This window comes from Streptomyces scabichelini, assembly GCF_011045015.1.
GTDB lineage: Bacteria > Actinomycetota > Actinomycetes > Streptomycetales > Streptomycetaceae > Streptomyces > Streptomyces scabichelini.
On sequence record NZ_JAAKZY010000061.1, the window covers coordinates 26358 to 50342 of the forward strand.

General features: G+C 68.9%; 23 protein-coding genes and 2 pseudogenes. 14 read left to right on the forward strand and 11 right to left on the reverse strand.

Going from position 1 to position 23985, the window contains the following annotated elements; translation table 11 throughout:
* Positions 1–217: 217 nt before the first annotated feature.
* The 3 genes from G5C60_RS20445 to G5C60_RS51170 all read left to right on the forward strand — a co-directional run bounded on the left by G5C60_RS20445 (position 218) and on the right by G5C60_RS51170 (position 2747).
* Positions 218–1411 (forward strand): FAD-dependent monooxygenase, encoded by a 1194-nt coding sequence (locus tag G5C60_RS20445; RefSeq protein WP_165261350.1) that lies wholly within the window; start codon positions 218–220, stop codon positions 1409–1411.
* A 32-nt stretch (positions 1412–1443) separates the two neighbouring features.
* On the forward strand, positions 1444–2343 hold the full coding sequence (locus G5C60_RS20450; protein ID WP_165261352.1) for a dioxygenase family protein: 900 nt from the start codon (positions 1444–1446) through the stop codon (positions 2341–2343).
* A gap of 188 nt (positions 2344–2531) precedes the next feature.
* Positions 2532–2747 carry a hypothetical protein gene (locus tag G5C60_RS51170; RefSeq protein ID WP_206439770.1) on the forward strand — a complete coding sequence of 72 codons (216 nt, stop codon included), beginning with the start codon at positions 2532–2534 and terminating at the stop codon, positions 2745–2747.
* A gap of 137 nt (positions 2748–2884) precedes the next feature.
* Here G5C60_RS51170 and G5C60_RS20460 read toward each other — a convergent pair whose 3' ends face one another.
* Positions 2885–4495, reverse strand: coding sequence for an MDR family MFS transporter (locus G5C60_RS20460; protein WP_241266937.1), 1611 nt, complete (start codon positions 4493–4495; stop codon positions 2885–2887).
* A 363-nt stretch (positions 4496–4858) separates the two neighbouring features.
* Between G5C60_RS20460 and G5C60_RS20465 the strand changes: the two genes are divergently transcribed.
* Complete coding sequence (locus G5C60_RS20465; protein ID WP_165261354.1) at positions 4859–5614, forward strand: SDR family NAD(P)-dependent oxidoreductase; 756 nt, start codon at positions 4859–4861, stop codon at positions 5612–5614.
* A 46-nt stretch (positions 5615–5660) separates the two neighbouring features.
* On the opposite strand, the gene G5C60_RS20470 is transcribed toward G5C60_RS20465, so the two are convergent.
* On the reverse strand, positions 5661–6512 hold the full coding sequence (locus G5C60_RS20470; RefSeq protein ID WP_206439771.1) for an IclR family transcriptional regulator: 852 nt from the start codon (positions 6510–6512) through the stop codon (positions 5661–5663).
* 87 nt (positions 6513–6599) lie between these two features.
* On the opposite strand from G5C60_RS20470, the gene G5C60_RS20475 reads away from it, so the two are divergent.
* The 6 genes and pseudogenes from G5C60_RS20475 to G5C60_RS20495 all read left to right on the forward strand — a co-directional run bounded on the left by G5C60_RS20475 (position 6600) and on the right by G5C60_RS20495 (position 11631).
* On the forward strand, positions 6600–7214 hold the full coding sequence (locus G5C60_RS20475) for a carboxymuconolactone decarboxylase family protein (RefSeq protein ID WP_165261356.1): 615 nt from the start codon (positions 6600–6602) through the stop codon (positions 7212–7214).
* A gap of 83 nt (positions 7215–7297) precedes the next feature.
* Complete coding sequence (locus G5C60_RS20480; RefSeq protein ID WP_165261358.1) at positions 7298–8170, forward strand: fumarylacetoacetate hydrolase family protein; 873 nt, start codon at positions 7298–7300, stop codon at positions 8168–8170.
* The gene (locus tag G5C60_RS20485; protein WP_165261360.1) at positions 8167–9009 is read left to right on the forward strand and encodes a fumarylacetoacetate hydrolase family protein; all 843 of its coding nucleotides are present in this window, start codon (positions 8167–8169) and stop codon (positions 9007–9009) included. Before G5C60_RS20480 ends, G5C60_RS20485 begins: the two co-directional genes overlap by 4 nt.
* 101 nt (positions 9010–9110) lie before the next feature.
* Positions 9111–9911, forward strand: coding sequence for an SDR family NAD(P)-dependent oxidoreductase (locus G5C60_RS20490; RefSeq protein WP_206439773.1), 801 nt, complete (start codon positions 9111–9113; stop codon positions 9909–9911).
* A gap of 379 nt (positions 9912–10290) precedes the next feature.
* Positions 10291–10359: pseudogene (locus G5C60_RS52200) on the forward strand (succinyl-CoA--3-ketoacid-CoA transferase); the annotation flags it as partial.
* A 42-nt stretch (positions 10360–10401) separates the two neighbouring features.
* A complete protein-coding gene (locus G5C60_RS20495) occupies positions 10402–11631 on the forward strand; it encodes a cytochrome P450 (protein ID WP_241266938.1) in 1230 nt (409 codons plus the stop codon).
* A 296-nt stretch (positions 11632–11927) separates the two neighbouring features.
* Here the strand turns inward: G5C60_RS20495 and G5C60_RS20500 are convergent, their stop codons facing one another.
* The 3 genes from G5C60_RS20500 to G5C60_RS20510 form a co-directional block, all read right to left on the reverse strand.
* Complete coding sequence (locus tag G5C60_RS20500) at positions 11928–12680, reverse strand: dienelactone hydrolase family protein (RefSeq protein WP_165261362.1); 753 nt, start codon at positions 12678–12680, stop codon at positions 11928–11930.
* Positions 12681–12929: 249 nt separating this feature from the next.
* On the reverse strand, positions 12930–14147 hold the full coding sequence (locus G5C60_RS20505; protein ID WP_338145876.1) for an alpha-hydroxy acid oxidase: 1218 nt from the start codon (positions 14145–14147) through the stop codon (positions 12930–12932).
* A gap of 114 nt (positions 14148–14261) precedes the next feature.
* Positions 14262–14684, reverse strand: coding sequence for a GlcG/HbpS family heme-binding protein (locus tag G5C60_RS20510; RefSeq protein ID WP_165261366.1), 423 nt, complete (start codon positions 14682–14684; stop codon positions 14262–14264).
* 565 nt (positions 14685–15249) lie between these two features.
* Between G5C60_RS20510 and G5C60_RS20515 the strand changes: the two genes are divergently transcribed.
* The 4 genes from G5C60_RS20515 (at position 15250) to G5C60_RS20530 (ending at position 18460) form a co-directional block, all read left to right on the forward strand.
* Positions 15250–15444 (forward strand): ferredoxin, encoded by a 195-nt coding sequence (locus G5C60_RS20515; RefSeq protein WP_165261368.1) that lies wholly within the window; start codon positions 15250–15252, stop codon positions 15442–15444.
* Complete coding sequence (locus G5C60_RS20520; protein WP_165261370.1) at positions 15441–16583, forward strand: FAD-dependent oxidoreductase; 1143 nt, start codon at positions 15441–15443, stop codon at positions 16581–16583. Before G5C60_RS20515 ends, G5C60_RS20520 begins: the two co-directional genes overlap by 4 nt.
* Before the next feature lie 118 nt (positions 16584–16701).
* Positions 16702–17460: an IclR family transcriptional regulator gene (locus tag G5C60_RS20525; protein ID WP_165261372.1), complete on the forward strand. Its 759-nt coding sequence runs from the start codon at positions 16702–16704 to the stop codon at positions 17458–17460.
* A 127-nt stretch (positions 17461–17587) separates the two neighbouring features.
* Positions 17588–18460: an oxidoreductase gene (locus tag G5C60_RS20530; protein ID WP_165261374.1), complete on the forward strand. Its 873-nt coding sequence runs from the start codon at positions 17588–17590 to the stop codon at positions 18458–18460.
* 93 nt (positions 18461–18553) lie between these two features.
* Here G5C60_RS20530 and G5C60_RS53710 read toward each other — a convergent pair.
* The 6 genes and pseudogenes from G5C60_RS53710 to G5C60_RS20560 all read right to left on the reverse strand — a co-directional run.
* Positions 18554–18754: pseudogene (locus tag G5C60_RS53710) on the reverse strand (hypothetical protein); the annotation flags it as partial.
* A 154-nt stretch (positions 18755–18908) separates the two neighbouring features.
* On the reverse strand, positions 18909–19655 hold the full coding sequence (locus tag G5C60_RS20540; RefSeq protein WP_206439774.1) for an SDR family NAD(P)-dependent oxidoreductase: 747 nt from the start codon (positions 19653–19655) through the stop codon (positions 18909–18911).
* Between the two features lie 674 nt (positions 19656–20329).
* Entirely contained in the window at positions 20330–21058 is a 729-nt protein-coding gene (locus tag G5C60_RS20545) for a TetR/AcrR family transcriptional regulator (protein WP_338145875.1), read from the reverse strand.
* 269 nt (positions 21059–21327) lie between these two features.
* Positions 21328–22542, reverse strand: a complete 1215-nt coding sequence (locus tag G5C60_RS20550) for a cytochrome P450 (protein WP_165261376.1) — start codon at positions 22540–22542, stop codon at positions 21328–21330.
* A 44-nt stretch (positions 22543–22586) separates the two neighbouring features.
* Complete coding sequence (locus tag G5C60_RS20555) at positions 22587–23582, reverse strand: 2Fe-2S iron-sulfur cluster-binding protein (RefSeq protein WP_165261378.1); 996 nt, start codon at positions 23580–23582, stop codon at positions 22587–22589.
* A 100-nt stretch (positions 23583–23682) separates the two neighbouring features.
* A partial coding sequence (locus tag G5C60_RS20560) for an IclR family transcriptional regulator domain-containing protein (protein WP_277611359.1) occupies positions 23683–23985 on the reverse strand: 303 nt, incomplete at its 5' end.

A 23985-nucleotide genomic window follows, 5' to 3' on the forward strand; every position in this document is an offset into this window, starting at 1 on the left:
CCGGCCGGCACACCGTGGCATGAGGCAGCCCGGTCTCCCGGGTCGGGTCGGGTCGGCGAGGGTGAGCCGGGAATGGCCGGGCCGGAACTCAGCTCATCGTGGCGGCTGCCGAAAGAAGGTGTCCATTGAACGAACATAGACGTTCTCGGCTGTGCGGGACATCGGTGAGGATCGAGGTCTGACCAGGATGTTTCCTTCGAGACAGAGGAGTGGGTCCATGCCCGCCCTTGTGCACGGCCCGCGCATCGCCATCATCGGGGGTGGCATCGGTGGTCTCGCCGCCGGCGCCTTCCTGCGCCGCGCCGGGCTGACCGCCACCGTCTACGAGCAGGCGCCCGCACTCGCCGAGGTCGGCGCCGGGCTGGTCGTGGCTCCCAATGCCGCACGGCTGCTGCGTCGGCTCGACGTCATGGAACAGTTTCTGCGCCGGGCCGTTCCGCTCGACTGGGGCTGGGAGTTCCGTCGCTGGACGGACGGCAGCGTGTTGTCGGTGGAGAAGCTGAGCGGTGTGTGCGAGCGGCTCTACGGCGAGCGCACCTACGTCGTTCACCGAGCCGATCTGTTCGACACCCTCAGGACGGCCGTGCCCGGCGAGTGGATTCGTCTGGGCGCCCGGTGCACGGCGGTCGACGCGAGCCCGGACGGCGCGCTGCTGCGCTTCGCCGACGGCAGCCAGGTCGAGGCCGACGTCGTCATCGGCGCCGACGGCGTGCACTCCGTCGTCCGCGGCGCGGTGGCCGAACCCGAACCGCCGGAGTACTCCGGCATCTGCGCCTTCCGCACCATCGTGCCCGCCCACGCCGCGCCCGACTTCGCCCTTCGCCCTGCCCAGACCCTCTGGCTCGGGCCCGGACGGCACTTCGTGCACTACCCGATCGGCGACGGGAGCGCCGTCAACGTCGTGGCCTTCGCTCCCGCCGGCGATTTCACCGACGAGTCGTGGAGCGCGACGGCCACGATCGAGGAGTTCCACGCCGAGTTCGCCGACTGGGATCCGCGGGTGACGGATCTGATCGCAGCCGGCAGCGTCCCCGGACGCTGGGCACTGCTGGACCGGGCGCCTCTTCGGCACTGGAGCCGGGACAGGATCACGCTGCTCGGTGACGCCGCGCACCCCATGTTCCCCTTCTTCGCCCAGGGTGCCGCACAGTCCATCGAGGACGCCGCCGTACTGGCGCGCTGCCTGGCCGGTTCCCTGGACGACCCCGAGCAGGCGCTGAAGCAGTACGAGTCGGCACGCATCGAACGCACCACGCGCCTTCAGCAGATCAGTCGCGCCCGTAGAGACATCAACCATCTGCCCGACGGGCCCGAGCAACAAGCTCGTGACGCGGCGCTGGCCGGGTCCGACCCCCTGGTGAGCAACGGCTGGATCTACGGCCACGACGCCGAGGAGGTCTCCGCCGCGTGAACACCCCTGCCGAAGACTGGAAGAAGCCGAGTATGACCACCACCGCTCCCGCAGTGTCGGACGAACAGCACCAGGTCGAGGAGGAGTTGCTCCGGACGGTGCTCGCATCGTTCCGGAACTCACCGGACCCTCGCCTCAAGCAGTTGATGCAGGCCCTGGCGCGGCACCTGCATGCCTTCATCCGTGAAGTTCGCCTGACCGAAGCCGAATGGCAGCAGGCCATCGACTTCCTCACCGCGACCGGACACATCACCACCGACCGCCGCCAGGAGTTCGTCCTGCTCTCCGACGTCCTCGGCGCGTCCATGCAGACCATCAACATCAACCACGAAGCCACCGCCGATGCCACCGAAGCCACCGTCGTCGGCCCCTTCTTCGTCGAAGGCTCTCCCGAGATCCCCCTGGGCGGCGACATGGCCGCCGGCGCCCCGGGCGAACCCTGCTGGGTCGAGGGCACCGTCACCGACACCGACGGCAACCCCGTCCCCGGCGCACGCCTGGAGGTCTGGGAAGCCGACGAGGACGGCCTCTACGACGTGCAGTACGACGACGGTCACCTGGCAGGCCGGGCGCATCTGTACACCGACGACAAGGGCGGCTACGCCTTCTGGGGGCTCACTCCCACGCCGTACCCCATCCCCCACGACGGCCCCGTCGGAACCCTGCTCGACAAGACCGCACGCTCACCCCTGCGCGCCTCCCATCTGCACTTCATGGCCATCGCACCCGGCCTGCGCACCCTCGTCACCCACATCTTCGTCGAGGGCGACAGCCTGCTGGACTCCGACGCCGTGTTCGGCGTCAAGGATTCGCTGGTCAAGCGGTTCGAACGGCAGCCGGCGGGCACCCCGACCCCCGACGGGCGCGACCTGTCCGGGAAGAGCTGGTCCCGCGTGCGATTCGACATCGTGCTCCCCCCGCAGCAGACCTGACCGCCCGCGCATCCGACCCCGCGGCTCCGGTCGCGAACAGCCCGCTTCCCGGATGGCCCGACGATGATGCTGGGTCTGTTTGCCTTCGCCGACTCCGAGCGCGAGGCCGACGAGTCACTCGCGCCCTTCACGAACGCGCCCCTGCGGACAAGGCGATCTGGCACATTGACCCCGCCGCGATCGGGGGCATGCAGGACCTCACGGGCGTGGATGACCTGTACCCGGCCGGTCTCCGGTACGCCCACGACAACATCATGTCGAACGCGTCGGCATCCGCCCTGGTGCCGGCCCTCGACGCGGCTCTCACCTCGCTCCCCACCCCGCGGTCACACGTCAACTGGATGAACCTCGAGTACGCCCCGAGCTGCCGGACATGGCCTTCTCTCTCCTCGGAGAAACCCTGATTGAGCTGGTCACGGTATGGGACGATCCGAGCCAGGACACGGACATGCAGGCGTGGGTCACCGACCATGCCCGGCGGCTGGAACCGGTGGCCACGGGAAGCCAAATGAGCGCCGACTCCATTGACGACGCGTGCGGCTCAGCGCCCTGTCGGTGCCGGCGCCTCAGTGTTGTCCGGCCCTGTCACACCGGGCTGGGCGGCCGACGTCGGGTCGGGGCCGGGGTCCTTGTCGTCGGCGAGTTTCTTCTCCGGGAGGAGGAAGGCGAGTACGAGACCGAGGGCGAACACCGGGACCAGGTAGCCGAAGACCGGTGTGAGGGCGTGCTGGTAGGCCAGGATCACCGCGTCCTGGATCTTGTCCGGGAGGGAGTGGACCAGGGCCGGGGTGAGCGACTGGGTGTCGGGCCTGGTGGCGTCGGCGGAGAGGCGGTCGCCGAGCTGGTCGATGAGGCGGTGGGTGAACAGTGAGCCGACGGCCGCGGTGCCGAGGGTGGAGCCGATCTCGCGGAAGAAGTTGTTGGCGGAGGTCGCGGTGCCCACGTCGGAGCCGGGGAAGTCGTTCTGCACGGCCAGGACCAGGGGCTGCATCGTCATGCCGAGGCCGGCTCCCAGCAGGAACACGTAGACGCAGACCAGCACGAGCGAGGTCCCGGTGTCCAGAGTGGACATCAGCAGCGCGGCGAGGCAGACGAGGACCGTGCCGACGATCGGGAAGACCTTGTAGCGTCCGGTGCTGCTCATCAGCCTTCCGGACGGGAGGGAGGTGGCCATCATGCCGACGACCATGGGGATGAGCAGCAGCCCGGACTCGGTGGCGCTGAGACCGTAGACCATCTGCAGGTATGTGGGCAGGTAGCCGAGGATCGCGAACATTCCGATGCCGACGACCAGGAGTCCGATCAGGGTGGCGATGTTGAAGATCCGGCTGCGGAACAGCCACAGCGGGATGATCGGCTCCGTGGCACGGCTCTGGGAGAAGAAGAAGACCACCCAGGCCAGCAGGCCGCCGACGGCCATGCCGATGATGAGCGGATCGGACCAGGAGTATTCCGTGCCGCCCCAGGTGGTCACGAGCACCGTGCAGGTCACCGCGAACGCCATGAGGGCGAAGCCGAGGTAGTCGAAGGCGACCTCGGCGGCTCTGCGCGGCAGGCGCAGGGCGAACGCGCCGACGGCGAGGGCCAGGGCGCCGACCGGCAGGTTGATCCAGAAGGACCAGCGCCAGCCGATGCTGTCGGTGAACCAGCCTCCGAGCAGTGGTCCGGCGACGGCGGAGAGGCCGAAGACGGCACCGATCGGGGCCATGTATCTCGCGCGCTGCCGCGGTGGCACGAGGTCGGCGATGATCGCCTGCGAGGTGATCATCAGTCCGCCGCCGCCCAGCCCCTGCACGGCCCGGCCGATGATCAGCCAGGTCATGTCCTGCGCCACACCCGCGACCACGGAGCCGACGAGGAAGACCCCGATGCCGCCGAGGAACAGGGACTTGTGGCCGATCAGGTCGCCGAGGCGGCCGTAGACGGGCATCGCGATGGTGGCCGCGAGGATGTACGCGGTGGTCACCCATGCCATGTGGTTCACGCCGTGCAGCTCGCCGACGATGGTCGGCAGCGCGGTGCTGACGATCGTCTGGTCCAGGGACGAGAGCAGCATCGCCGCCATGAGAGCGGCGAATATGAGGCCGAAGTGGCGAGGAGTGCCGGAGGAGTTGTGTTCCTCCGCCTCCACAGCCGGGGTCGAGTCGCTCAAGGGGGCTCCTGAGATGAATGAGTGAGGGCAAGGGAGCACATAGCGAGCGCTCGACGTACGGAAGCGGGAAGGCGTCCTTGTCGCCCGGAGACTCCTGACTCGCCCAGCGCTCCAGGCCGGGGCGAGCCGCTGCGCAAGCGCCTCGGCGAGCGACGTGCAGGAGTAGGCAGCCCCTGCACACGCTCCCAACGATTTTCACAGAATGAAAGTAACTTTTTCAACTGTCAGCAAACGAAAGCACTGCGACCGGGTGAAGGTCAAGAGCGGGTCCGGCAGGAACGATGGACATCGCGTCATCGTTCGACTTACCGTCCATGCTTGAAAGTCACTTTTATTGCATGAAAGTCAATAGAGGAGTGCGCCATGGGTTGGTTGGGACTCGAGGGCCGCCGGGCGCTCGTCATGGGTGCAGGCGGCCTGGGTGCCGCCTGCGCCCAGGGGCTCGCGCAGGCCGGGGCGCACCTGACCGTCGTGGACGTGGACGAGGCCAAGCTCAAGGCCCTGCAAGCCGATCCGGCGCTCGCCGACGCCGATGTGCGGGTGATTCCCGCCGATGTCACGACCTCGGTGGGGTGCGAGGAAGCCGTCCGGGCGGCGGCAGATGAACTCGGCGGGCTGGACGTACTGGTACACGCGGTGGGAACCAACGACCGCCGGGCGGTGGTCGACACACCGGACGAGGTGTGGGAGCGGATCGTCACGCTGAACCTGTCGAGCGCGTTCTATGCCGGGCGCGCCGTGGGACGTCTGATGCGCCAGGCAGGGCGCGGGAGCATGGTGTTCTTCTCCTCGGTCTCCTCCCGGCTCGCCCATCCGCACCATGCCCCGTACGCGGCGACCAAGGGCGGCCTTGACCAGCTGGTGAGGGTGATGGCCCGGGAGTGGGCCGCCGACGGTGTGACCGTCAACGCGGTTGGCCCTGGCTACACCGAGACCGAACTCACTCGCGAGTACCTGGACAGGCCGGGGATGCGCGAGGAGATGGTCAGCCTGGTCCCGGCCGGGCGTCTGGGCACCCCGCAGGATGTGGTCGGCGCGGTGCTGTTCCTCGCCTCGGCGCGGGCGTCGTTCATCACGGGGCAGGTGCTGTATGTGGACGGCGGCCGCACACTCGTCTGAGTCAGGAGCCGGCCGGACGGGACGGCACCGCAGGCCGCCTCGTCCGTCAACTTCCGCCGAGCAGCCGCGTGATCTCCTGGCATACGTTCAGCAGGCGCGGGCGCAGTTCGTCGAGCAGGCGGGTGACGGGGTACCCCATCGCGGGTACCGCCACATTGGCCGCGGCCACCACCGAGCCGGACGCGTCGCGCACGGGCGCGGCCACCGAGCGCAGCCCGTAGGCGAGTTCCTCGTCCTGCACCGCCCAGCCCCGCTTGCGGATCTCGGCCAGCGCCGGCCGCAGCTCGGCCGGCGACCGGATCGCGTTCGGGCCGGTCGCCCCGGCGAAGGACTCCTCCGTCAGGCGCTGCGTCAGCTCGGCATCGTCCAGGCTGCTCAGCAGTACCTTTCCGATGGACGTGCCGACTGCCGGAAGCCGCGAGCCCACCTGGATGTTCGCGGTCACCAGGTCGTTGTTGCGCAGCCGGATCAGGTACAGCACCTGGTCGCCCGACAGGGTGCCCAGGTTGACCGTCTGACCCGTCGCCGCGGCGAGCCGGCGCAGCGGCCCGTCGGCGAGTTCCACCACGTTCATGCCACGCAGCGCCGCGAAACCCAGCGTGAGGACTTTGGGGGCCGGACGGTAGGCGCCGTCCGGCAGCTGCTCCAAGAACCCCTCGGTCACCAGGGTGGCGGCCATCCGGAAGGCGGTCGGCAACGGCACGCCGGCCCCGGCGGCCATGTCTGTCAGCTTCATCGACGACCGCTGTTCGGAGAACTGCCCGAGCAACCGCAGCCCTTTGGCCAGCGCCTCGACCTGGTAGCTGCGTTTGGACGCCGCGGAGCCGTCGGCGGGCAGAGGGCTGGTCGGCTTTTCAGGCGGCGGCACCAAGGGCCTCGCTTTCTGTCTGCTGGGCATGGTGAGCACTACGACGGAACACGGTCACTTTCATTGTATGGAAGTCAGCATCAGACATCTGCCATAGGCGACGACAAGGAGGACGGAATGGGAGTGCGACTGGGCGGGCTGCTGCCCGGTGAACTGGACGAGGAGCAGGCCGAGGTCTACCGGGCCATCACCGGCGGCGCCCGCGCCTCGGGGCCGCAGGCGTTCCCGCTGACCGACCAGGAGGGGCGACTGCGCGGCCCCTTCAACGCCATGCTGCTGAGCCCCCCGGTGGGGCTGGCGACGCAGGCCCTCGGCACGGCTGTGCGCTACGGCTCCTCGCTGAGCGATCGCGTGCGGGAAATGGCGATCCTCGCCGTGGCGGCCCACTGGGACAGCGCCTTCGAGCGGGAAGCTCACGAAGCCCTCGGCCGCACCAGCGGCGGCCTGGCCGAATCGGAGATGGCCGCACTGCGGGCCGGCCGGGTGCCGGAGCTCACCGAGCCGGCCGAGCAAGCTGCCCTGTGGGCGACGACAGCGCTGCTGCGGCACGGCACATTGAACGACGACGAGTACGCCGACGCCGTGGCCGCGGTCGGAGAGCGAGGCGTGTTCGAGCTGACGACGCTGGTCGGCTACTACTCGATGCTCGCCCTCCAGCTGCGCGTTTTCCTGGACGAGGGCAGCGCATCCAGTTCTGATGACCGCGGACCTCAACCCCTGGCAACGCCTTGACAGTCCACGGTGACCCTTCAATACTCAACTCAAAGTTCACACAGTGAATATTGCTTTCACTCTACGAAAGAAAGCAGAAAATCGTGAAGCTGATCACCTTCGACGACGGGCGGGTCGGCAGGCTGGAACTCGAGGAACGGCTCGTGCTGCCACTCGAAGTCCACAGCACCCGGGGGTACTTCGAACGCGACGGCAAGGTCCTGGAGACCGGTGAGCGGCTGCGGCTGGACGACGTGACGCTGCGCGCGCCGATCGAGCCGAAGAAGTTCTTCCATACGTCCGGCAACTTCCGTGAGCACGAGACCGAGTCGAAGAACGTCGACTGGTCGCACCCCATGCACAAGGGCATCGTCTTCTTCCAGAACGTCGACGCGATCGTCGGCCCGGAGGAGCCGGTCATCTACCCGGAGCACCTGACCAGCGAGCTGGACTACGAGTTGGAGATCGCCGTCGTCATCGGCAAGCCGGGCAAGTTCTTCGGCGTCGACGACGCGCCCGACCACATCGCCGGCTATGTCGTCTTCAACGACATCACCGCCCGCGACATCCAGCGCCGCGAGATGAAGTCCGGCGTCTTCTCCTTCTGCAAGGCCATCGACACCTTCTGCCCCGTCGGCCCCTACATCGTCACCGCCGACGAGATCCCCGATCCGCAGAACCTCGACATGGAACTGCGCGTCAACGGCCAGGTCCGGCAGAAGTCCAACACCAACCGCATGTCGGTCTCCATCCCGCACCTGGTCGCCTACCACTCCCCGCAGGGCTACAGCGCCGGCGACCTCATCACCACCGGAACCGTCCAGGGCGTGGCCGGCTTCAGCGGCGACCCGGACATGTACCTCAAGCCCGGCGACGTCGTCGAGGCCGAGGTCGAGCGCCTCGGCGTCCTGCGCACCCCCATCGTCAGCTGGCAGGAGGGGCACGGGACCCCCGTACCCGAGAAGGTGGACTGGTGAGGCTCGGCGTCCTCGACGGCCACACCGTCGTGGTCAGCGGCGCCCGGGCCGCCAACGTCCGCTGGGCCTCACGGGGCAGACTGCCCACCGACCCGATGGCACTGCTGGAGGACTGGCCACGCATACGCGACTGGGCGGCCGGGCTGCCCGAGGATGCGTACGACATCCCGGTCGACCCCACCGCGCTCGGCGCGCCGGTGCCCCGCCCCCGCCAGGTGTTCGCCGTGGCCCTCAACTACCCGCCGCATGCCGCGGAAGCGGGCTTCACTCCCCCCGAGGAACCGCTCGTCTTCACCAAGTTCCCGGCCTGCGTCACCGGACCGCACACCAGCGTCGCCCTCCCCCAGGGCAAGGTCGACTGGGAGGTCGAACTCGTCGCGGTGATCGGGCGCGAGACGTACCGGGTGAGCGAGGACCGCGCCTGGAAGGCGGTGGCCGCCCTGGCCGTGGGTCAGGACCTCTCCGAACGCATCACCCAACTCCAGGGAAAACCAGCCCAGTTCAGCCTGGGCAAGTCCTTCCCCGGCTTCGGCCCCATCGGTCCTGTCCTGGTCACCCCCGACGAACTCGACGTCCCCGACGACCTGGAGATCACCGGAGTGCTGAACGGCGAGATCGTCCAGCAGGACCGCACCAAGTCCATGATCTTCCCGGTGCCGGAGCTCATCGCCCGGCTCTCGGCCGTGCTGCCGCTCTTCCCCGGTGACCTGGTCTTCACCGGCACCCCGGCGGGCGTCGGCAACCGCATGAACCCGCCGCGCTACCTCACCGATGGCGACGAACTCGTCAGCCGCATCGAGGGCATCGGCGAAATCCGCCAGCACTTCACCGGCCCTTGACCCGCCCAGCCGCCTGAGGCTGAGGGCCGCGACAGCCCGCCACCTGTCTCCGTCACCCCTGCCCCGGAACCCGCGTCCGACCATCGCAGACAAGGACCCGCATGTCCGACCACACCCCGCCCCCCGTGCCCATTCCCCGCCGCTTCGAAGGCCGAACCGTCCTGGTCACCGGTGCCGGCACCGGCTACGGCGCCGAGATCGCCGTCCGCGCCGCCCAGGAGGGCGCCCGCGTCGCCGTCCACTACCGCAGCTCGGCCGCCGGAGCCGAGAAGACCGTCGCCCGTATCAAGGAAGTGGGCGGCGAGGCGTTCACCGTGCAGGCCGACATCGCCGTCCACGCCGACGTCATCCGTATGGCCGAGGAGGTCTTCAGCCAGTTCGGCGGCCTCGACGTGCTGGTCAACAACGTCGGTGACGTGGCGGGCGACCAGATGTCCTGGCGGAACCTGACCGAGGAGTCCATCGACCACGTACTCGCCGTGGACATCAAGGGAACCATGCTCTGCACGCACGAGTTCGGCTCCCGGATGCTGGACCAGGGCCACGGCGCGATCGTCAACATCGGCTCCACGGTCATCGTGCGCGGCAGCGCGCGAGCCCCGCAGTACGCCGCCGCGAAGTACGGCATCCTCGGCATCACCAAGTCCTACGCCCAGGCCTTCGCCCCCTTCGTACGGGTCAACACCTTCGCACCCGGCTTCATCGAGACCGAGACACTCCTGGGCCGGGCGGACTGGAAGTCCGGCCGCCGCGAGGACATGATCGCCAAGACCCCGATGGGCCGCATCCCCGGCCCGGCCGAACTCGCGGGCACCGCCCTCTTCCTCGCCACCGACGACGCCGCCCACATGACCGGCGTCTACCTCAACGCCGACGGCGGCTTCAACATGATCGGCGCCTGAGAAGAGCGCCGGACCCGGAAGCATGCCCGGCCTGACGCGGCGCATGGCCTCCCCACGACTCAGTGGGAGACGAATGCCCAGGCGACAAGAGCATCACCGCGCAGGCGTGCCACGTCCAGGCTCCGCACTCGGAAACGGCCCTCGCCCAGGACCCAGCGGACACGCCGCTTCACTGCGGGGCCAGGCCGGCGGCCGCATGCGGTGGCCGACATCCCCGACGGCGCGTCGCCCGGAGCGGATTGCCCTGGCGGTACGCGTCTGCGGGCACTCCCCCAGCTACCGCTTGGGGTACCCCCACTCGGCCGGAGGCCGGGGCAGGCTCGGTCGCCGTGGCCTCGCCCCCCGCAGGTCTTCTCGGAACACAGCGACCTGGCCAACCAGCCTGCCCCTCACCGGCGAACGCTGCGTCCACCGGATCATCACCGACCTCGGCGTCCTCGACGTCACCCCTGCGAACGGGCGGCCTCAATGAAGCTTCAAAGACGAACTGATGCGGTTCACCGCGATGAATGATGGGGAGTCAAGGATGACTACGGCCGCTGTTCCGGTATCCGATGTGGACATCTTCACCGACGATGTCCTGACCGATCCCTACGCCGCCTATGCGGTGTTGCGGGAGACGGGCGCCGCTGTGTACCTGGAGCGCTACGACTGCTGGGCCCTGCCCCGGTACGAGCACGTACGGGCGGCGCTGCGCGACCACGAACGGTTCTCCTCCGTGGACAGCGTGGGCTATGAGCCGTCGCTGAACGAACGCCGCCGAGGTGGTGTGCTGGCGACGGACCCGCCGGAGCACGAGGTGTTGCGCGCGGTGCTGTCGGAGAGCCTGGCCCCGCGTGCGTTGGCGGGCCTGCGAGACGGCATGGCCCGGCGTGCGGCTGAGCTGGTCGAGTCAGTGGTGGCCCGCGGTTCATTCGACGTCGTGGGTGATCTGGCGCGGGTGTTCCCGCTGACAGTGGTGGCGGATCTGATCGGGATGCCCCTGCGCGCGCGGGACGAGGTGCTCGTATTCGCCGACGCGTTCTTCAACACCTTCGGCCCCCTCAACGAGCGGACGACGGCGTCGGTGCAGGTCTCCGACCGGCTGCTCGATGAGCTCATCTCGATGATGAACCGCGAGAACCTTGCGCCAGGTGGCTGGGGCGAGGCGCTGTATCAGGCGGCCGACCGGGGCGTGATCGAGGAGCACCAGGTGGGACGGCTGTTGCGCGCCTACCTGGTGGCGAGCATGGACACGACGATCAATGCGATCAGCAGTGCGCTGTGGTTGTTCGCCGAGCACCCGACCGCATGGACGGCCCTGCGCACCGACCGGACGTTGCTCCGTTCCGCTTTCGAGGAGGTCGTGCGTTTCGAGTCACCGGTGCAGGTGTTCTTCCGCCGCACGACTCAAGCGGTTGAGATCGACGGCGTCACCATCCCGCCGCAGGCTCAAGTGGCGATGTTGTTCGGTTCGGCCAACCGGGATCCGCGCAAGTGGCCGGAGCCGGACAAGTTCGACGTGGGCCGGGCGCCGATGGACCACGTCGGGTTCGGCTCCGGCGTGCACGCCTGTGCCGGCCAGGGACTTGCACGGGTGGAGGGCAACGCGATCCTGTCGGCGCTGCTGGATCATGTAGCGGAGATCCACCTGGCCGGCCCGCCACGACGGCACCTCAACAACGTCATCCGAGGTCTGGAAAGTCTCCCGGTCACCGTGACGACGGGAACACTCAGGTAGAGGACATCGTGGCCGGCCACGCACTGTGCCGGCCACGAGTTGTGCGGGGCGATCACCCGGCCGTGTTCCGGCTGGACGATGTGCATCGGGGGCCGCGTTGGGGCCCCCGATGCACATCACCGCGTGGGTCACGACGGCTTCCGCGTATTCGGTGTCGGTGAGCGGGCTGTGGTCGAGGAAGCGCCCGCTGCGTCGACGCCCCCTTACGCGAATCCGCGGAAGGGGGCTCGGTCATCGGCGATCGTGGATGTCCTGCTCGAAGACGCATTGCCGACGAGACGCGGGAACGAGTCCGCTCAGACGAGGGTGGTGGCCCGGATGAACGCGAGGGCCTGGGGCCAGGACAGGTCGGTGGCCGCCTTGTTGATCGGGTTGCCGTGCTGTGCGCGGGCGGTGAAGCCGTGCCCGGCTCCGGGGTAGACATGCGCGATGCTCGGCCCGGTGGTCCGCGAGTTCAGAGCGGCCTGCAGCCGACGAAAGCTCTCCACCGACACGACCTCGTCCGCACCTGGATAAAGGATCATGGTAGGCGCGGCGATCCGGGCGGTGAACTCCGTGGCATCCAGGGTGTGGTTCGGTGCCGGGGTGTCTCGCACGGTGGGGTGATAGGCGACCACATTCGCCATCCGGCTGTCCCGTCCACCGAGCAGCAGCGCGAACCGGCCGCCTATGCACCAGCCGATCACACCGACCCGTCGGCAACCCAGCTCGCCAAACATGTGGTCGAGCAGCTGGCCCATTTCGGTCAGGCTGGACTCGTCATCCAGCTCCGACGCCCACTGAAACTGGGTCTCCATCTGTGACGGGTCATCGCTGCCGGGCCGACCGCGCCAGATGTCCCAGGACAGCGCGGTGACTCCAGCGGCGGCCAGGCCGTCGGCGAACTCGCGCAACTGCGGCGAGATCCCGGTGATCGACGGCAACAGCAACATTCCGCCTGTGGAGGCCTCCCGCGGGCGGGACAGATACGCGTTCAGCCCGGCCACAGTGACGTTTTCACCAGCACGCGGGACATCGGCGGTGGCGGGGGAACTGATCTCGTTGGCCATACTCTCACTACTTCCTACCGAGCTTGATGAACAGTTGTCAGTCAGCGTGGGTCGCACTCGGAGCCCGAGGCGGCCGTTCTGTCTGCGGCGCAGCGACCTGGTCTCCGCAGACGGCCGCGCGTCCACGAGAGCGCCAGGTCCGGGCAGTGGCGCGGCGGGCGCAGTCGCTACGCGGGCGGCACTGTGGGAGAGGCACACGGTCCGGCTCGGCCGGCGCCACCCGCACGCCTGGCGCGCTCGCCCCAGTGGTCAGGGGAAGCGGATCGACACGTGCTCCGGGCGTAGTTCGGTGACACTGTTGACCCCGAGCAGTGCCATGGTCTGGACGACCTCACGCGACAGGATCTCCACGGCACGAGCGACCCCACGCTGACCGCCTGCCATCAAGCCGTAGAGGAAGGCACGACCCACCAACGCGGCGTTGGCACCCAACGCCAGGGCGGCCACGATGTCAGCACCGGTCGTCATACCGGTGTCGACCAGAATTTCCGCCCGCCCGTCCAGTCTCTCGCGCACGGCCGGGACCAACTCGACGGGTACGGGGGCCCGGTCCAACTGCCGCCCGCCGTGGCTGGAGAGCACGATGCCGTCCGCGCCGGCATCAACCACTCGCTGGGCATCCGGCACCGACTGGATGCCCTTGACCACAAGGCTGCCCTGCCAGTAGCCGCGGAGCCATTCGAGGTCGGCCATCGTGATCGCGGGATCGAAGACGCGGTCTATCTGGTCGGCGATCGTGCCCTCGGAGGTCGCCAGGTTGGCGAAGGTGAGTGGCTCGGTGGTCAGCAGGTCGAACCAGTAGCGGGGGTGAAGGGCTCCGTTGACGAAGGTGCGCAACGTGAGCTGCTGCGGCACCGTGAGCCCGTTGTGCACGTCGCGCAGCCGAGTCCCGGCGACCGGGGTGTCCACGGTGAGGATCAACGTGTCGTACCCGGCCGCGGCCGCACGGTCGACCAGTTCCTTGGCCGAGCTCCGATCACGCCACAGAAACAGCTGGAACCACTTGCGCGCCTGAGGACCGGCCGTCGCTGTGTCCTCGATCGTGGTACTGCCCATCGTGGAGAGGGCGTAGGGAATCCCGGCCTGCTCGGCGACGGCGACGGCGGCGCGTTCGCCTCCGGTGTGCACCATGCGCGTAAGGCCGGTGGGAGCGAACGCGAAAGGCTGGGCGGACGGTTTACCGAGGATCACCGTTTCCGTACTCACATGGGAGACGTCGCGGAGTGCCGACGGATGGAACTCGAGGCGCCGGAAGGTCTCACGAGCTCGACGCAGCGCGAGCTCTCCCACCCCGGCTCCTCCGTCGGCGAAATCGAAGACCGCCCTGGGCGCCCGCCGTCGTGCGAGAGCGCGAAGGTCGGCGATGGAAGCCGCTCGCGCCAATCGTCGCTCCGTGCCGTTGAGTTGGATCGGAGCGGGGCGCAACAGCTCACGAAGCTCAGCTGGGCGCAGCAGCCGACGGTGCACCTTGGCGGTCAATGCGATTCATCCCTTCTGTCGCCATGTCCTGGGCGCATCAAGTGCCGCGCCCTGGCCACGAGGACGTCCTCGATCACCCTCTTGTCCGCCTACGCTCATCCCTCAAGTCAGCAGGTCGGCAATGCTCTTCAGCGCCTCGCCCGCGATGCGGGCGTCCACACCTCCATGAGCCCCGCCCACCCCGATGCCGCCGATGACCTCGCCGTCGTCCGCGACGATCGGGAATCCCCCTGGCACCGGGTGCAGCTGAGGGTCGACCAGATGTACCGGATTGGCTTTCATGACCGGGCTCGCGGCCGCCTCTGCGAAGTCGGCGGTCGTCATGCCCATGACCGCAGCTGTGTAGGCCTTCAGACGCGACGTCGAGACCGCGATCGGCCCGGCGCCGTCGTCAGCGAGCACGACCTTCGTGATACCGCTGCGGTTGACCACAGTGACGCTGATTCGCTCTCCCTCGGCACGCGCCGCGTCAAGGGCCGCCTCGGTGGCTCGGCGGGCGATCTCGTAGCTCAGCGGTTCCCTCATATCGTTCCCTTTCCATGCGTGTTACCGGATTCACAACCGGTTCTGCCAGCTGAAGAGTGGTCAGGCCGCACGCCACTGGGCACCGGCGGTGACGGTGGCGGCGTTGTCGTTGGGCGGCCCGAGGTGGGCGGGACATCGATGCGCCGCCCGGCCGGCCTCTATCGGCGACGCTGTTTCAGCTCAGGGCGACGTTCCTCAGTCGTCACGCTCTCTCAGAGGACGACGCACCGAGGACTCGGCGCCATCAGACGGGGCATCATCGACCGCCCCGCCTCCGCGACGCGATCAACGTAGCACCGCGACTCGCCTCACTGAACAGGTCTGACAAACTTTTGTCGAAGGTATTAATCAAAGCGACATCTGGGTGCTACGTTGCGGTTTCAGCAGAGGTCGGGCAGCCGTCGAGGCCGGAGAATCCACGATGCCGCCCGATGAAAGGCAACGTCATGAAGGCTTCCCTGAGTGAGGGACGTCGCCCTCATCCCCGGTCTGATCGAACGGTTCTTTCCCTCGAAGCCTGACCGGAGTGCCCTCGCATGCCTGACATTCATGGAAGGACAGGGAGATGACCCGGATCGTGGTCGACTTCGAGCGCTGCGAGGGCCACGGGCTGTGCGAACAGGCCGCGCCCGAGGTGTTCCGCCTCGACGACGAGGGCGAGTTGCACCTGACGCGTGACGAGGTGGACGCGGAGTACGAGAGCGTCGTCGCGGCCGCGGTTCGGGTGTGTCCCGTCGCGGCGCTGAAGGTGCGGCCGTGAAACGGATCGTCGTGGTCGGTGGATCCATCGCCGCGGTCACGGCGGCGCAGAGCCTGCGTACCGAGGGCTACGACGGCCAGGTGACCGTGCTCTCCGAGGAGCCTCATCCGCCCTACTCGCGCGTTCCACTCTCGAAAGGCGTGCTGGCAGGGCGGGAGTCCGTGGAGTCGGCTCTGCTGCCGCCCCCGAGCGAGGACATCGAGTTCCGTACCGGAGCACGGGCCGTGCGGCTCGACACGCGCGGCCGTCGGGTGACAACGGCCAACGGCACCGACATACCGTACGACGGCCTGGTGATCGCCACCGGTGCCCGGGCACGCCGCCTCACCGGCGACAGTGACCTGGTGGTGCGCACCCTGGACGACGCCTCGACCCTCGCCGCCCGGCTGGCCGCGGCCCACAGCACGATCGTGCTGGGCGGTGGCTTCCTCGGCATGGAGGTCGCCAGCACCTGCCGCGCCCTCGGTCTGGAGGTCACCGTCGTCGACCTCGTACCGCCGCTGCTCAGGCTGCTCGGTCCGTGGGTGGCCGATCTCGCCGTCGCGGCCGCCCGTGATCACGGCATACGGATCCGGGTCGCACCGGACGGCGTCGACGTGCTCGACGAACACCGCGTGCGCTGCGGCGATTCGGTCCTGACGGCCGACGTGATCGTCTGCGCGGCCGGTGATGTGCCCAACACCGACTGGTTGGAGGACTCCGGCCTGGCCCTGGACGCGGGCGGCGGCCTCGTCGTCGACGCATGCTGCCGCGTCGCTCCCGGCATCGTCGCCGCCGGAGACGTCGCATCTCGCCAGGGACGCCGAACACCCCACTGGACCAACGCCGTTGAGCAGGGGCGTACGGCCGCGGCAAGCCTGCTGCACGGCGAGTCGGTGCGCCCGTACCGACCGGACCCCTACTTCTGGACCGAGCAGTCCGGACTCGACATCAAGATCAGCGGCGAACTCCCGCTCACTGGAACCCCCGAAGTCCTGGCCGGATCGGTGGACGACCGCTGTGCGCTGCTGAGATGGCGCCATGACGGGGGTACGGCAACCGCCGTGGCCGTCAATCATCGACTCCCCGTCATCAAACTCAAGCGCCTTGGCGCCGGAGTACCGACGCCAGTCCCGGCCCGTACGAGAGCCCGTACGTAAGGACCTGACCATGACTCACCCGCGCCTTGCCCCCTACGATCCGCTCTCCCCCGCCCGCCAAGCCGATCATCGGCGCCTCAGCCTTCGAGCGGCCCTCTGAGACGGCGTCGGCGCAATCATGCCAACCTCGAATGAACCGGGCCGCAGCAGCACGAGCCGTGTTTTCGCGATTCTGAACGCCTGCCGGCGCAGCCCCGCCCCGATGACGCTCACCGAAATCTCACGCCGGTCGGGGATCCCGGTGGCGACCGCCCACCGACTGTCACGGGAGCTGATAGCCGAGGGCGCCCTGGAGCGGAACGACGACGGTAGCCTCCAGATCGGTATCGGGCTGTGGGAACTGGGCTCCGCCGCACCGCGACAGCGTGGCCTCCGCCGCGCGGCACGCCCGGTCATGCAGTCGCTGGCGGGCCATACCCGCACGGTCGTTCATCTGGCCGTCGCCGGCCATCACGAGGCAGTGTGCGTCGACAAGGTCGCCGGGCCCCGGGCGGTCGCGAATGTGGCGGAGGTGGCCGGCAGCCTCCCGCTGCATGCGACCGGTGTGGGAAAGGTGATCCTCGCCTACTCGGACGACCCGGACCTCTGCGCCGTCCTGCAGTGCACGTCGCTGCGCCGGTACACGGCACGGACCATCGCCGGTCCCGGCCGGCTGGCAGCCGAGCTGGCCGGGGTACGGGATGCGCGGGTCGGCTACTCGTGGGGTGAGCTGACAGTCGGAACGGCATCGGTCGCCGCGCCTGTCTTCGACGCCGAGGGCCGGTTCGTCGCGGCACTCGGAGTTCTGGCTCCGGAAGCGGAGCAGGTGGACCGGCTGGCACCCGAGGTACGCAGAGCCGCGGATGCCATCTCACGGCGCCTTCCCGCCAACGCCTGATGTTCCTTGAGGTCTGGATTTGAGGTCTGGATTTCGATGATCGAAAGGCTCGCTGGCGTCGGTCGGCGAGCCCGGTCAAAAGTGGCCCCGTGACAAGGATGAGGCGCTGTACCGCGGCATTGACCCTATGAAAAGCACCTGGAACATCAGCCAGATGCCCGACCTGACCGGCCGAACGGCAGTCGTCACCGGCGCGAACAGCGGCCTGGGCATCCCTACAGCCCAGGCGCTGGGCAAGGCAGGCGCGCACGTGGTGCTCGCCGTGCGCGACCTCGACAAGGGCAGACAGGCCGCGGCCACGGTCCCTGGCAGCCATGAGGTCCGCCACCTCGACCTCGCCGACCTTTCGTCGGTGCGTCAGTTCGCCGCCTCCTGGGACGGCGATCTGGACCTGCTGATCAACAACGCGGGCGTGATGATGGCTCCCGAGGGGCGCACCAAGGACGGCTTCGAGACGCATTTCGGCACCAACCACCTCGGCCACTTCGCGCTCACCAATCTGCTGCTGCCGCACATCACCGACCGTGTCGTGACGGTCTCCGCCGCTGCGCACCGGTGGGTGAGCGGAATCAACTTCGACAACCCGGACCTCAGCGGCGCCTACAACTCCCGGCAGGCATACGGCCAGTCGAAGCTGGCAAACCTGCTCTTCACGCTTGAGCTGCAGCGGCGGCTCAGCGAGATCGGATCGCCTGTGCGTGCGCTCGCCGCGCATCCCGGCCTCGCGGCGACAGACCTGCTGCGCACCCCGAAACCGGTGCTGCGCATGTTCATCCGGGTGGTCGCGCAGAGCGCTGAGGCCGGTGCCCTGCCGACGCTCTTCGCCGCGACCCAGGATCTTCCCGGTGCGAGTTACGTCGGGCCGGACGGACTGTCCGGGATGCGCGGCGGCCCAACCCTGGTCAGCCCTACCGCGGCCGCGAGCGATCCGGCGGCGGCTGAACGCCTGTGGGCGCTGTCCGAGGAACTGACCGACACTGGCTTCGCCATGAGTCCTTAGCCCGATCCGCCGATGAACCAAAGCGTGTCCCATCATCGCGATCGCTCGTACGCCGAGGATCAGTGGTGCGTTCCAGGGCGCGATGCCGACCACCACTCCGGCCGGCTGCCGGATCGCCAGTGCGGTCAGCCCGGGCACGTCGGACGGGATCACTTCACCGCCCGCGGAGTACGCCTGTGCGGCGGCCTCGGCGAGTATGCGTCCGCTGAAGACGCAGCCGCCACTCGGGCAATCGGTTGTCCGGTCAGGGCCTGAGCCGTCTCTACGTACCGGCCGCCTTCTGCCGGCAGCCACTTACCTCCGATGAACAGGTCAGAGGTCGAGAGGCCGGCAGGCGCGCGATCGGTGGTTGGCACGGCGTCTCCTCGTCGAGATCGGCTGCCGGCCGCGGTGGCGGGCAGTCTCCCGTGAATCCGGTACGGGCTGGACCACCTGCGACGTCAAGGCGTCAGCGGCGTGTGAGTCCTCCGTCGACGGCGAGGATCTGGCCGGTGATGAACGCGGCTTCGTCGCCGGCGAGGAATGCCACCGTGTTGGCGACGTCCGCCGACGTCTGACGCCGCTTCAGATTCTGCATCTGTACGGTCATGTCGAAGAATTCCTCACCAGCGCTCCGGAGTGCCGTGGCCGTCGGGACCAGACCGGGGGCGACCGCGTTGACCGTGACATCGTGTTTCGCCAGGTTCGCCGCCAGCACATTGGTAAGCCCGTTGAGGGCGCCCTTTGAAGAGACGTAAGCGACAAACGGCGGCGGGCTCACCCAGTAACTCCCAGACGTTATGTTGATCACCCGGCCGGTGTCCGACTGCTTGAGGTCCTCGAGAAAAGCCTTGACCGTCAGGAAGGCTCCGTTCACGTTGACCGCGAAGACCCTGTTCCACTGCTCGAACGTCACGTCGTCGATGTCGGCGAACGGCACGATACCCGCGTTGTTCACGACGATGTCGATCCGGCCCAGCGCATACCGGACCTCCGCGGCGAAGGCATTCACCTGCGCCTCGTCGGAGACGTCGACCTTCGTACTGAAGAACCGGCGGCCGTTCCCCTCGACGAACCCCTGCGTATCGTCCGCCGCGTCGAAATCGGCGACCGCGATATCGGCGCCTTCGGACGACAACTTCCTGGCGATCTCCTGACCGATCCCGGCACTGCCGCCGGTCACCACAGCAATTCTTCCCGCAAGACGTCCCGCCATGACACAACTCCTTTTCCGCGGGCCGGAGATGTCCGTGAGCGTTGCCCGCTCAGCCATCCGCGGCACCTCAAGACCAGTGCTCCGCGCCCAGCTCCCGGCTCGATCGGGGAGAGAGGCCCAGCGCCGCCCCCACGGCGAACGACGTACCTCGCCCACGTAGCCGGGCATGCGGCGCACCCCCTGACCGACCATGGTGCGGGGCTTCCACTCGCGGTGATACGCCGCATTCCGTTCAACGAAAGGCGTACCGGTGCGCCCTCTTCGGCTGACGGCCACGCCGGTCCCGTGGCTCTTTGAGCAGCAGGGACGCGGCGGGCTGTTCCCGCAGCCGGAGCGTGACGGTGGGAGAGTCGTGACGTGGGCGGAGGCGCTGGCCGTCTGCCTACCGGGACCTGTGAACGAGGCCCCCGCAGTCACGCCGGCCCCGGCGACCGGAGACACCGCCGCCGTCGGACCGGCAGAGGCCGTGAAGTTCGAAGCCAAGGCCGCCGGACCGGCTGCGATGCGCCGCCTGCTGCCCCCGAAATGCATCGTCGTGCGCAGCGGTGGAGCCATCGACGCGTGGCGGCCTTCCCCCGGCACGCGGCACTCCGTTCGTCATCCGGGCCGCCACCACGCGAGTGTGGTTGAGGAGCGGGCCGGTTGGCAGCCGGCCCATCTACAGCCGGGCGCCGTCAGCTGCCGGGCTGATCCCCGTCCTGCGCCTCATCGACGCCGCGAGAGGGGACCATCCGACTCCCCGGTCCCTCCTCGGGGGTTTCGGCGAGCGCGTACATCACGCGCGCCAGCTGTTCGGCGTAGCGGTCGATGAACTCGGGGGAAGCCGGGTCCGCGCCGGTGACGGCGGCGGCCAGCTGCGGCAGCACTTCCGGCGCGATCGCCGCGGCGAAGAATGCAAGGGTCAACGCGCCGACATCGAGATCGGCGCGGATTTCGCCCCTGGCCTGCCTGTTCCGGGTTTCGTCGACGACGTCGAGCAGGCGGTTCGCCCATGCCTCGGGGGGAGTGGGTTTGCCGTCGAGTTCGGCGCGGACCAGCGTGCGGACGATCGGCACCTTGTCGTCGTGGTCCCAGCGCACATAGTCCCGGACGATCTCGGCGAACGTCTCCGCGCCGCTCATCATGTTGGCGCCCTTGGTGATCCAGCGCTCCGTGAGGGCGTCGTAGAGGCCCTTCTTGCCGCCGAAATGGTAGGTGATCAGCGAATGGTTCACTCCGGCCGCGGCGGCGATCCGCTCGACACGTGCCCCCTTGAAGCCGTGCTTGCCGAACTCCTCGTTCGCCGCGTCCATGATGCTCTGGCGGGTGCGTTCGGGATCGTGTCGACGGCGGGGATCGGCCGGGCGCCGATGCGGCTTGCGCCGCCCTGCGGGGTCGGGGGCGTGCTCGTCCTTGTCGATCACCTTTCGAATATAGCCTTCCTTCCGGCTCCGCCTGTCCCGAGCGGGACCACAAGCGCGCACAGCGAAGCGCCGGTGCCGCCACTCAGGGACAGGAACACGTCACGGTGGTCGACAGGCCCGTCGCTCTGCAGGACGGTGCCGTCGGCGAGGGTCATTTTCTGCCGCGCGTTGTGGGTGTTGAAGCAGTACCAGGGCCGCCCGCGCTGAACAGGCGCGGCTGGGACATTGCTGGATTCCCTCACTTTCCGCAGAGATGATGCGATGGCTGATCAAGCAGCCGGCTGGACGCGCACGGGCAGGGACGCCCATGAGCGCAGGGTGTTGTTGGGGTGGCGGTGCGGTGTTCCGGTGAGTTCGATCCGCTCGACGCGTCGGACCAGTGCGGTCAGCAGTGCCTCGGCCTCCAGTCGGGCCACGTGCTGGCCGATGCACTGGTGGAGGCCCATGCCGAAGCCGACGTGGCCGGAGGGGTCGCGGGTGAGATCGAAGCGGTCGGGGTCGCTCCAGCGGGCCGGGTCGCGGTTGGCCGCGCCGAGGAACATGAGGATCTTCGTGTCCGCCGGGATGACCGTGCCGGCGATGGTGACCTCGGTGGTGGCGGTACGGAAGAAGGTCTGCACCGGTGACTGCCAGCGGACCGCCTCGTCGAACGCGGCCCGCGCCAGCTCGGGCCGCTCCCGCAGCCGTTGCCACTCCTCGGGGTAGGTGGCGAAGGCGTACAGGCAGGCCGCCAGGCCGTGCACGGTGGTGTCGACGCCGGCGGTGAGCAGGGAACGCACCACCAACGGCGCCTGTTCGTACGTCAGATCGCCACGGTCGGCGGCGGCCCAGATGGCAGCCCCGAAGCCGTCCTCGGTCAATGCCTCACGTGCGCACTGGGCGTTCACCCATGCCGACAGCTCGGCCACCCGGTGCGCGTCCGCCGCGACGAGGTCGTTGCGCGGGCCGAAGGCGTTGAAGGCCATGTTGCCGTACGGCAGGAGGTTCTCCCGTCCGTCAGGGCCGAGGCCCACCGCGTCCGGGAAGGCCCGCAGCGGGAACGCCTCCGCGAGCGCGGTGAAGCCGTCGAACTCGGTTGTCCGGGCGAGGAGTTGATCGACCAGGTCTTCGGCCACCGCGTGCCACGTCTCGCGCAGACGACGCAGGGCGGGCGGGGCCAGGATCTCGCGCAGCACACGGCGCGGGGCGTCGTGCCGGGGCGGGTCGGCCTCCAGCAGCAGACTCGGCGGACGCCACGGCTTCTCGTGCCGGAAGTTGGCCAGACCCACGCCCGAACCCGACTCGAAGTGCTGCCAGTCCACCAGCGCGGTGTGCACCTGCTCGTAGCGGGCCAGGGCGTGGACGTCGTAGCGCGAGAGGTATACGACCGGACCGGCCTCGCGCAGGGCCTGGTGCAGCGGTTCGGGGTCCAGAAGGGCCTCGTGCGTGAACGGGTCGGCGTCACTGACGGGCGGCACGACAGCACACTCCAGTGCCTCGGTCATGGCGGCTCCTTGGGAAGTGAAAGTCTTCGAGATCGGAGACCGGCTCAGAGATCGAGGACGAGGCGGTCGCCGCAGGAGCGCGACACGCACAGGAACATGCAGTCGTTCGCGGCCCGTTCATGGTCGGCCAGCACCGAGTCCCGGTGGTCCGGCTGCCCTTCGAGCACCGGTGTCAGACATGTGCCGCAGGTGCCCTGCTCGCAGGAGGACAGCACGTCGGCGCCGGCGCGGCGGACTGCTTCCAGCACGGAGACGTCCGAAGTGACAGTGACGGTGCGTCCAGTACGGCGCAATTCCACCTCGAACGGCGTGTCCCGCACCGGCGCGGTCCGCGCGCCGGCGGTGAAGCGCTCGACGCGCAGGGCGTACGGCGGCCAGGGGGCGCACGCCGCTTCGACGGCGGCGAGCAGCGGGGCGGGGCCGCAGCAGTACACCTTGGTGTCCGGTCGCGGTGTGCCCAGCCAGGCCGCGAGGTCCAGTAGTCCGAGCTCGTCCTGCGGAACGATGTGCACCCGCTCGCGGTAGGCCGCCGTCAGCTCCTCGCGAAAGGCCATCGACGACCGCGTACGCCCGCCGTACAGCAACTGCCAGTCCGCGCCGAGCAGTTCGGCCTGGCGCACCATGGGCAGCAGCGGGGTGATGCCGATGCCGCCCGCGATGAACAGGTACCTCTCCGACGGAACGAGGGGGAAGTGGTTGCGCGGGCCACCGACCCCGACGCGGTCGCCCTGACGCAGCCGGTCGTGCACGTACGCGGATCCTCCCCCGCTCGCGGGCTCCCGCAGCACCGCGATCCGGTAGGTGTACGCGTCCCATCGGTCGCCGCACAGCGAGTACTGCCGGGTCGTCCCGTCCGGCAGCACGAGGTCGATGTGGGAACCCGGCGTCCAGTCAGGCAGCCGGGCGCCGCCCGGGTGGGTGAGGGTGAGTGCTACGACGCCCTCGGCGACGTGCTCCTTCGCGGAGACCGTCAGAGTCGCCGCCGACTTCCCTTTGCCGATGCCGGACTGGGCATCCGCAACCACACTGGTTCCGACCACGTCGTCGCCTCCCGTCGTTGGGTTGCACGCAGGATGCGCGGCGAAGAGGGACGGTCGCGACGGCATTCTCAATCAGTGAGAGACCAACTTCCGACGGCTGTCATACGGCAGTTGCACTGCCGTCACGCGTGTCACCCGGGTCTCGCCGCCCGGGGGTGTCCGGTACCCCGAGCGCACGGGAGACACCGCGTGCCGCCGTCCGCACCACGGGCACGACGGACGAGGCGCCCGCATCGTTGGGGACGATCACCGCCAGCGCGGCCACCACGTCTCCCCGCGCGTCGCGCACCGGCGCTGCGACGCCCAGGGCGTCCGGGTGGACGTATCCCGGGCAGTACGCGTACCCCTGCCAGCGGACCTCGGCCAGCACGGCCCGCAGCCGCGCGGGGGTGGCGGGGGTGGC

Coding starts and splice junctions, on each gene's coding strand:
- G5C60_RS20445 (WP_165261350.1), top strand. CDS start 218: ATGCCCGCCCTTGTGCACGGCCCGCGCATCGCCATCATCGGGGGTGGC.
- G5C60_RS20450 (WP_165261352.1), top strand. CDS start 1,444: ATGACCACCACCGCTCCCGCAGTGTCGGACGAACAGCACCAGGTCGAG.
- G5C60_RS20495 (WP_241266938.1), top strand. CDS start 10,402: ATGCGGTTCACCGCGATGAATGATGGGGAGTCAAGGATGACTACGGCC.
- G5C60_RS20530 (WP_165261374.1), top strand. CDS start 17,588: ATGAAAAGCACCTGGAACATCAGCCAGATGCCCGACCTGACCGGCCGA.
- G5C60_RS20515 (WP_165261368.1), top strand. CDS start 15,250: ATGACCCGGATCGTGGTCGACTTCGAGCGCTGCGAGGGCCACGGGCTG.
- G5C60_RS20465 (WP_165261354.1), top strand. CDS start 4,859: ATGGGTTGGTTGGGACTCGAGGGCCGCCGGGCGCTCGTCATGGGTGCA.
- G5C60_RS20475 (WP_165261356.1), top strand. CDS start 6,600: ATGGGAGTGCGACTGGGCGGGCTGCTGCCCGGTGAACTGGACGAGGAG.
- G5C60_RS20540 (WP_206439774.1), bottom strand. CDS start 19,655: ATGGCGGGACGTCTTGCGGGAAGAATTGCTGTGGTGACCGGCGGCAGT.
- G5C60_RS20490 (WP_206439773.1), top strand. CDS start 9,111: ATGTCCGACCACACCCCGCCCCCCGTGCCCATTCCCCGCCGCTTCGAA.
- G5C60_RS20550 (WP_165261376.1), bottom strand. CDS start 22,542: ATGACCGAGGCACTGGAGTGTGCTGTCGTGCCGCCCGTCAGTGACGCC.
- G5C60_RS20510 (WP_165261366.1), bottom strand. CDS start 14,684: ATGAGGGAACCGCTGAGCTACGAGATCGCCCGCCGAGCCACCGAGGCG.
- G5C60_RS51170 (WP_206439770.1), top strand. CDS start 2,532: ATGCAGGACCTCACGGGCGTGGATGACCTGTACCCGGCCGGTCTCCGG.
- G5C60_RS20525 (WP_165261372.1), top strand. CDS start 16,702: ATGCCAACCTCGAATGAACCGGGCCGCAGCAGCACGAGCCGTGTTTTC.
- G5C60_RS20470 (WP_206439771.1), bottom strand. CDS start 6,512: ATGCCCAGCAGACAGAAAGCGAGGCCCTTGGTGCCGCCGCCTGAAAAG.
- G5C60_RS20500 (WP_165261362.1), bottom strand. CDS start 12,680: ATGGCCAACGAGATCAGTTCCCCCGCCACCGCCGATGTCCCGCGTGCT.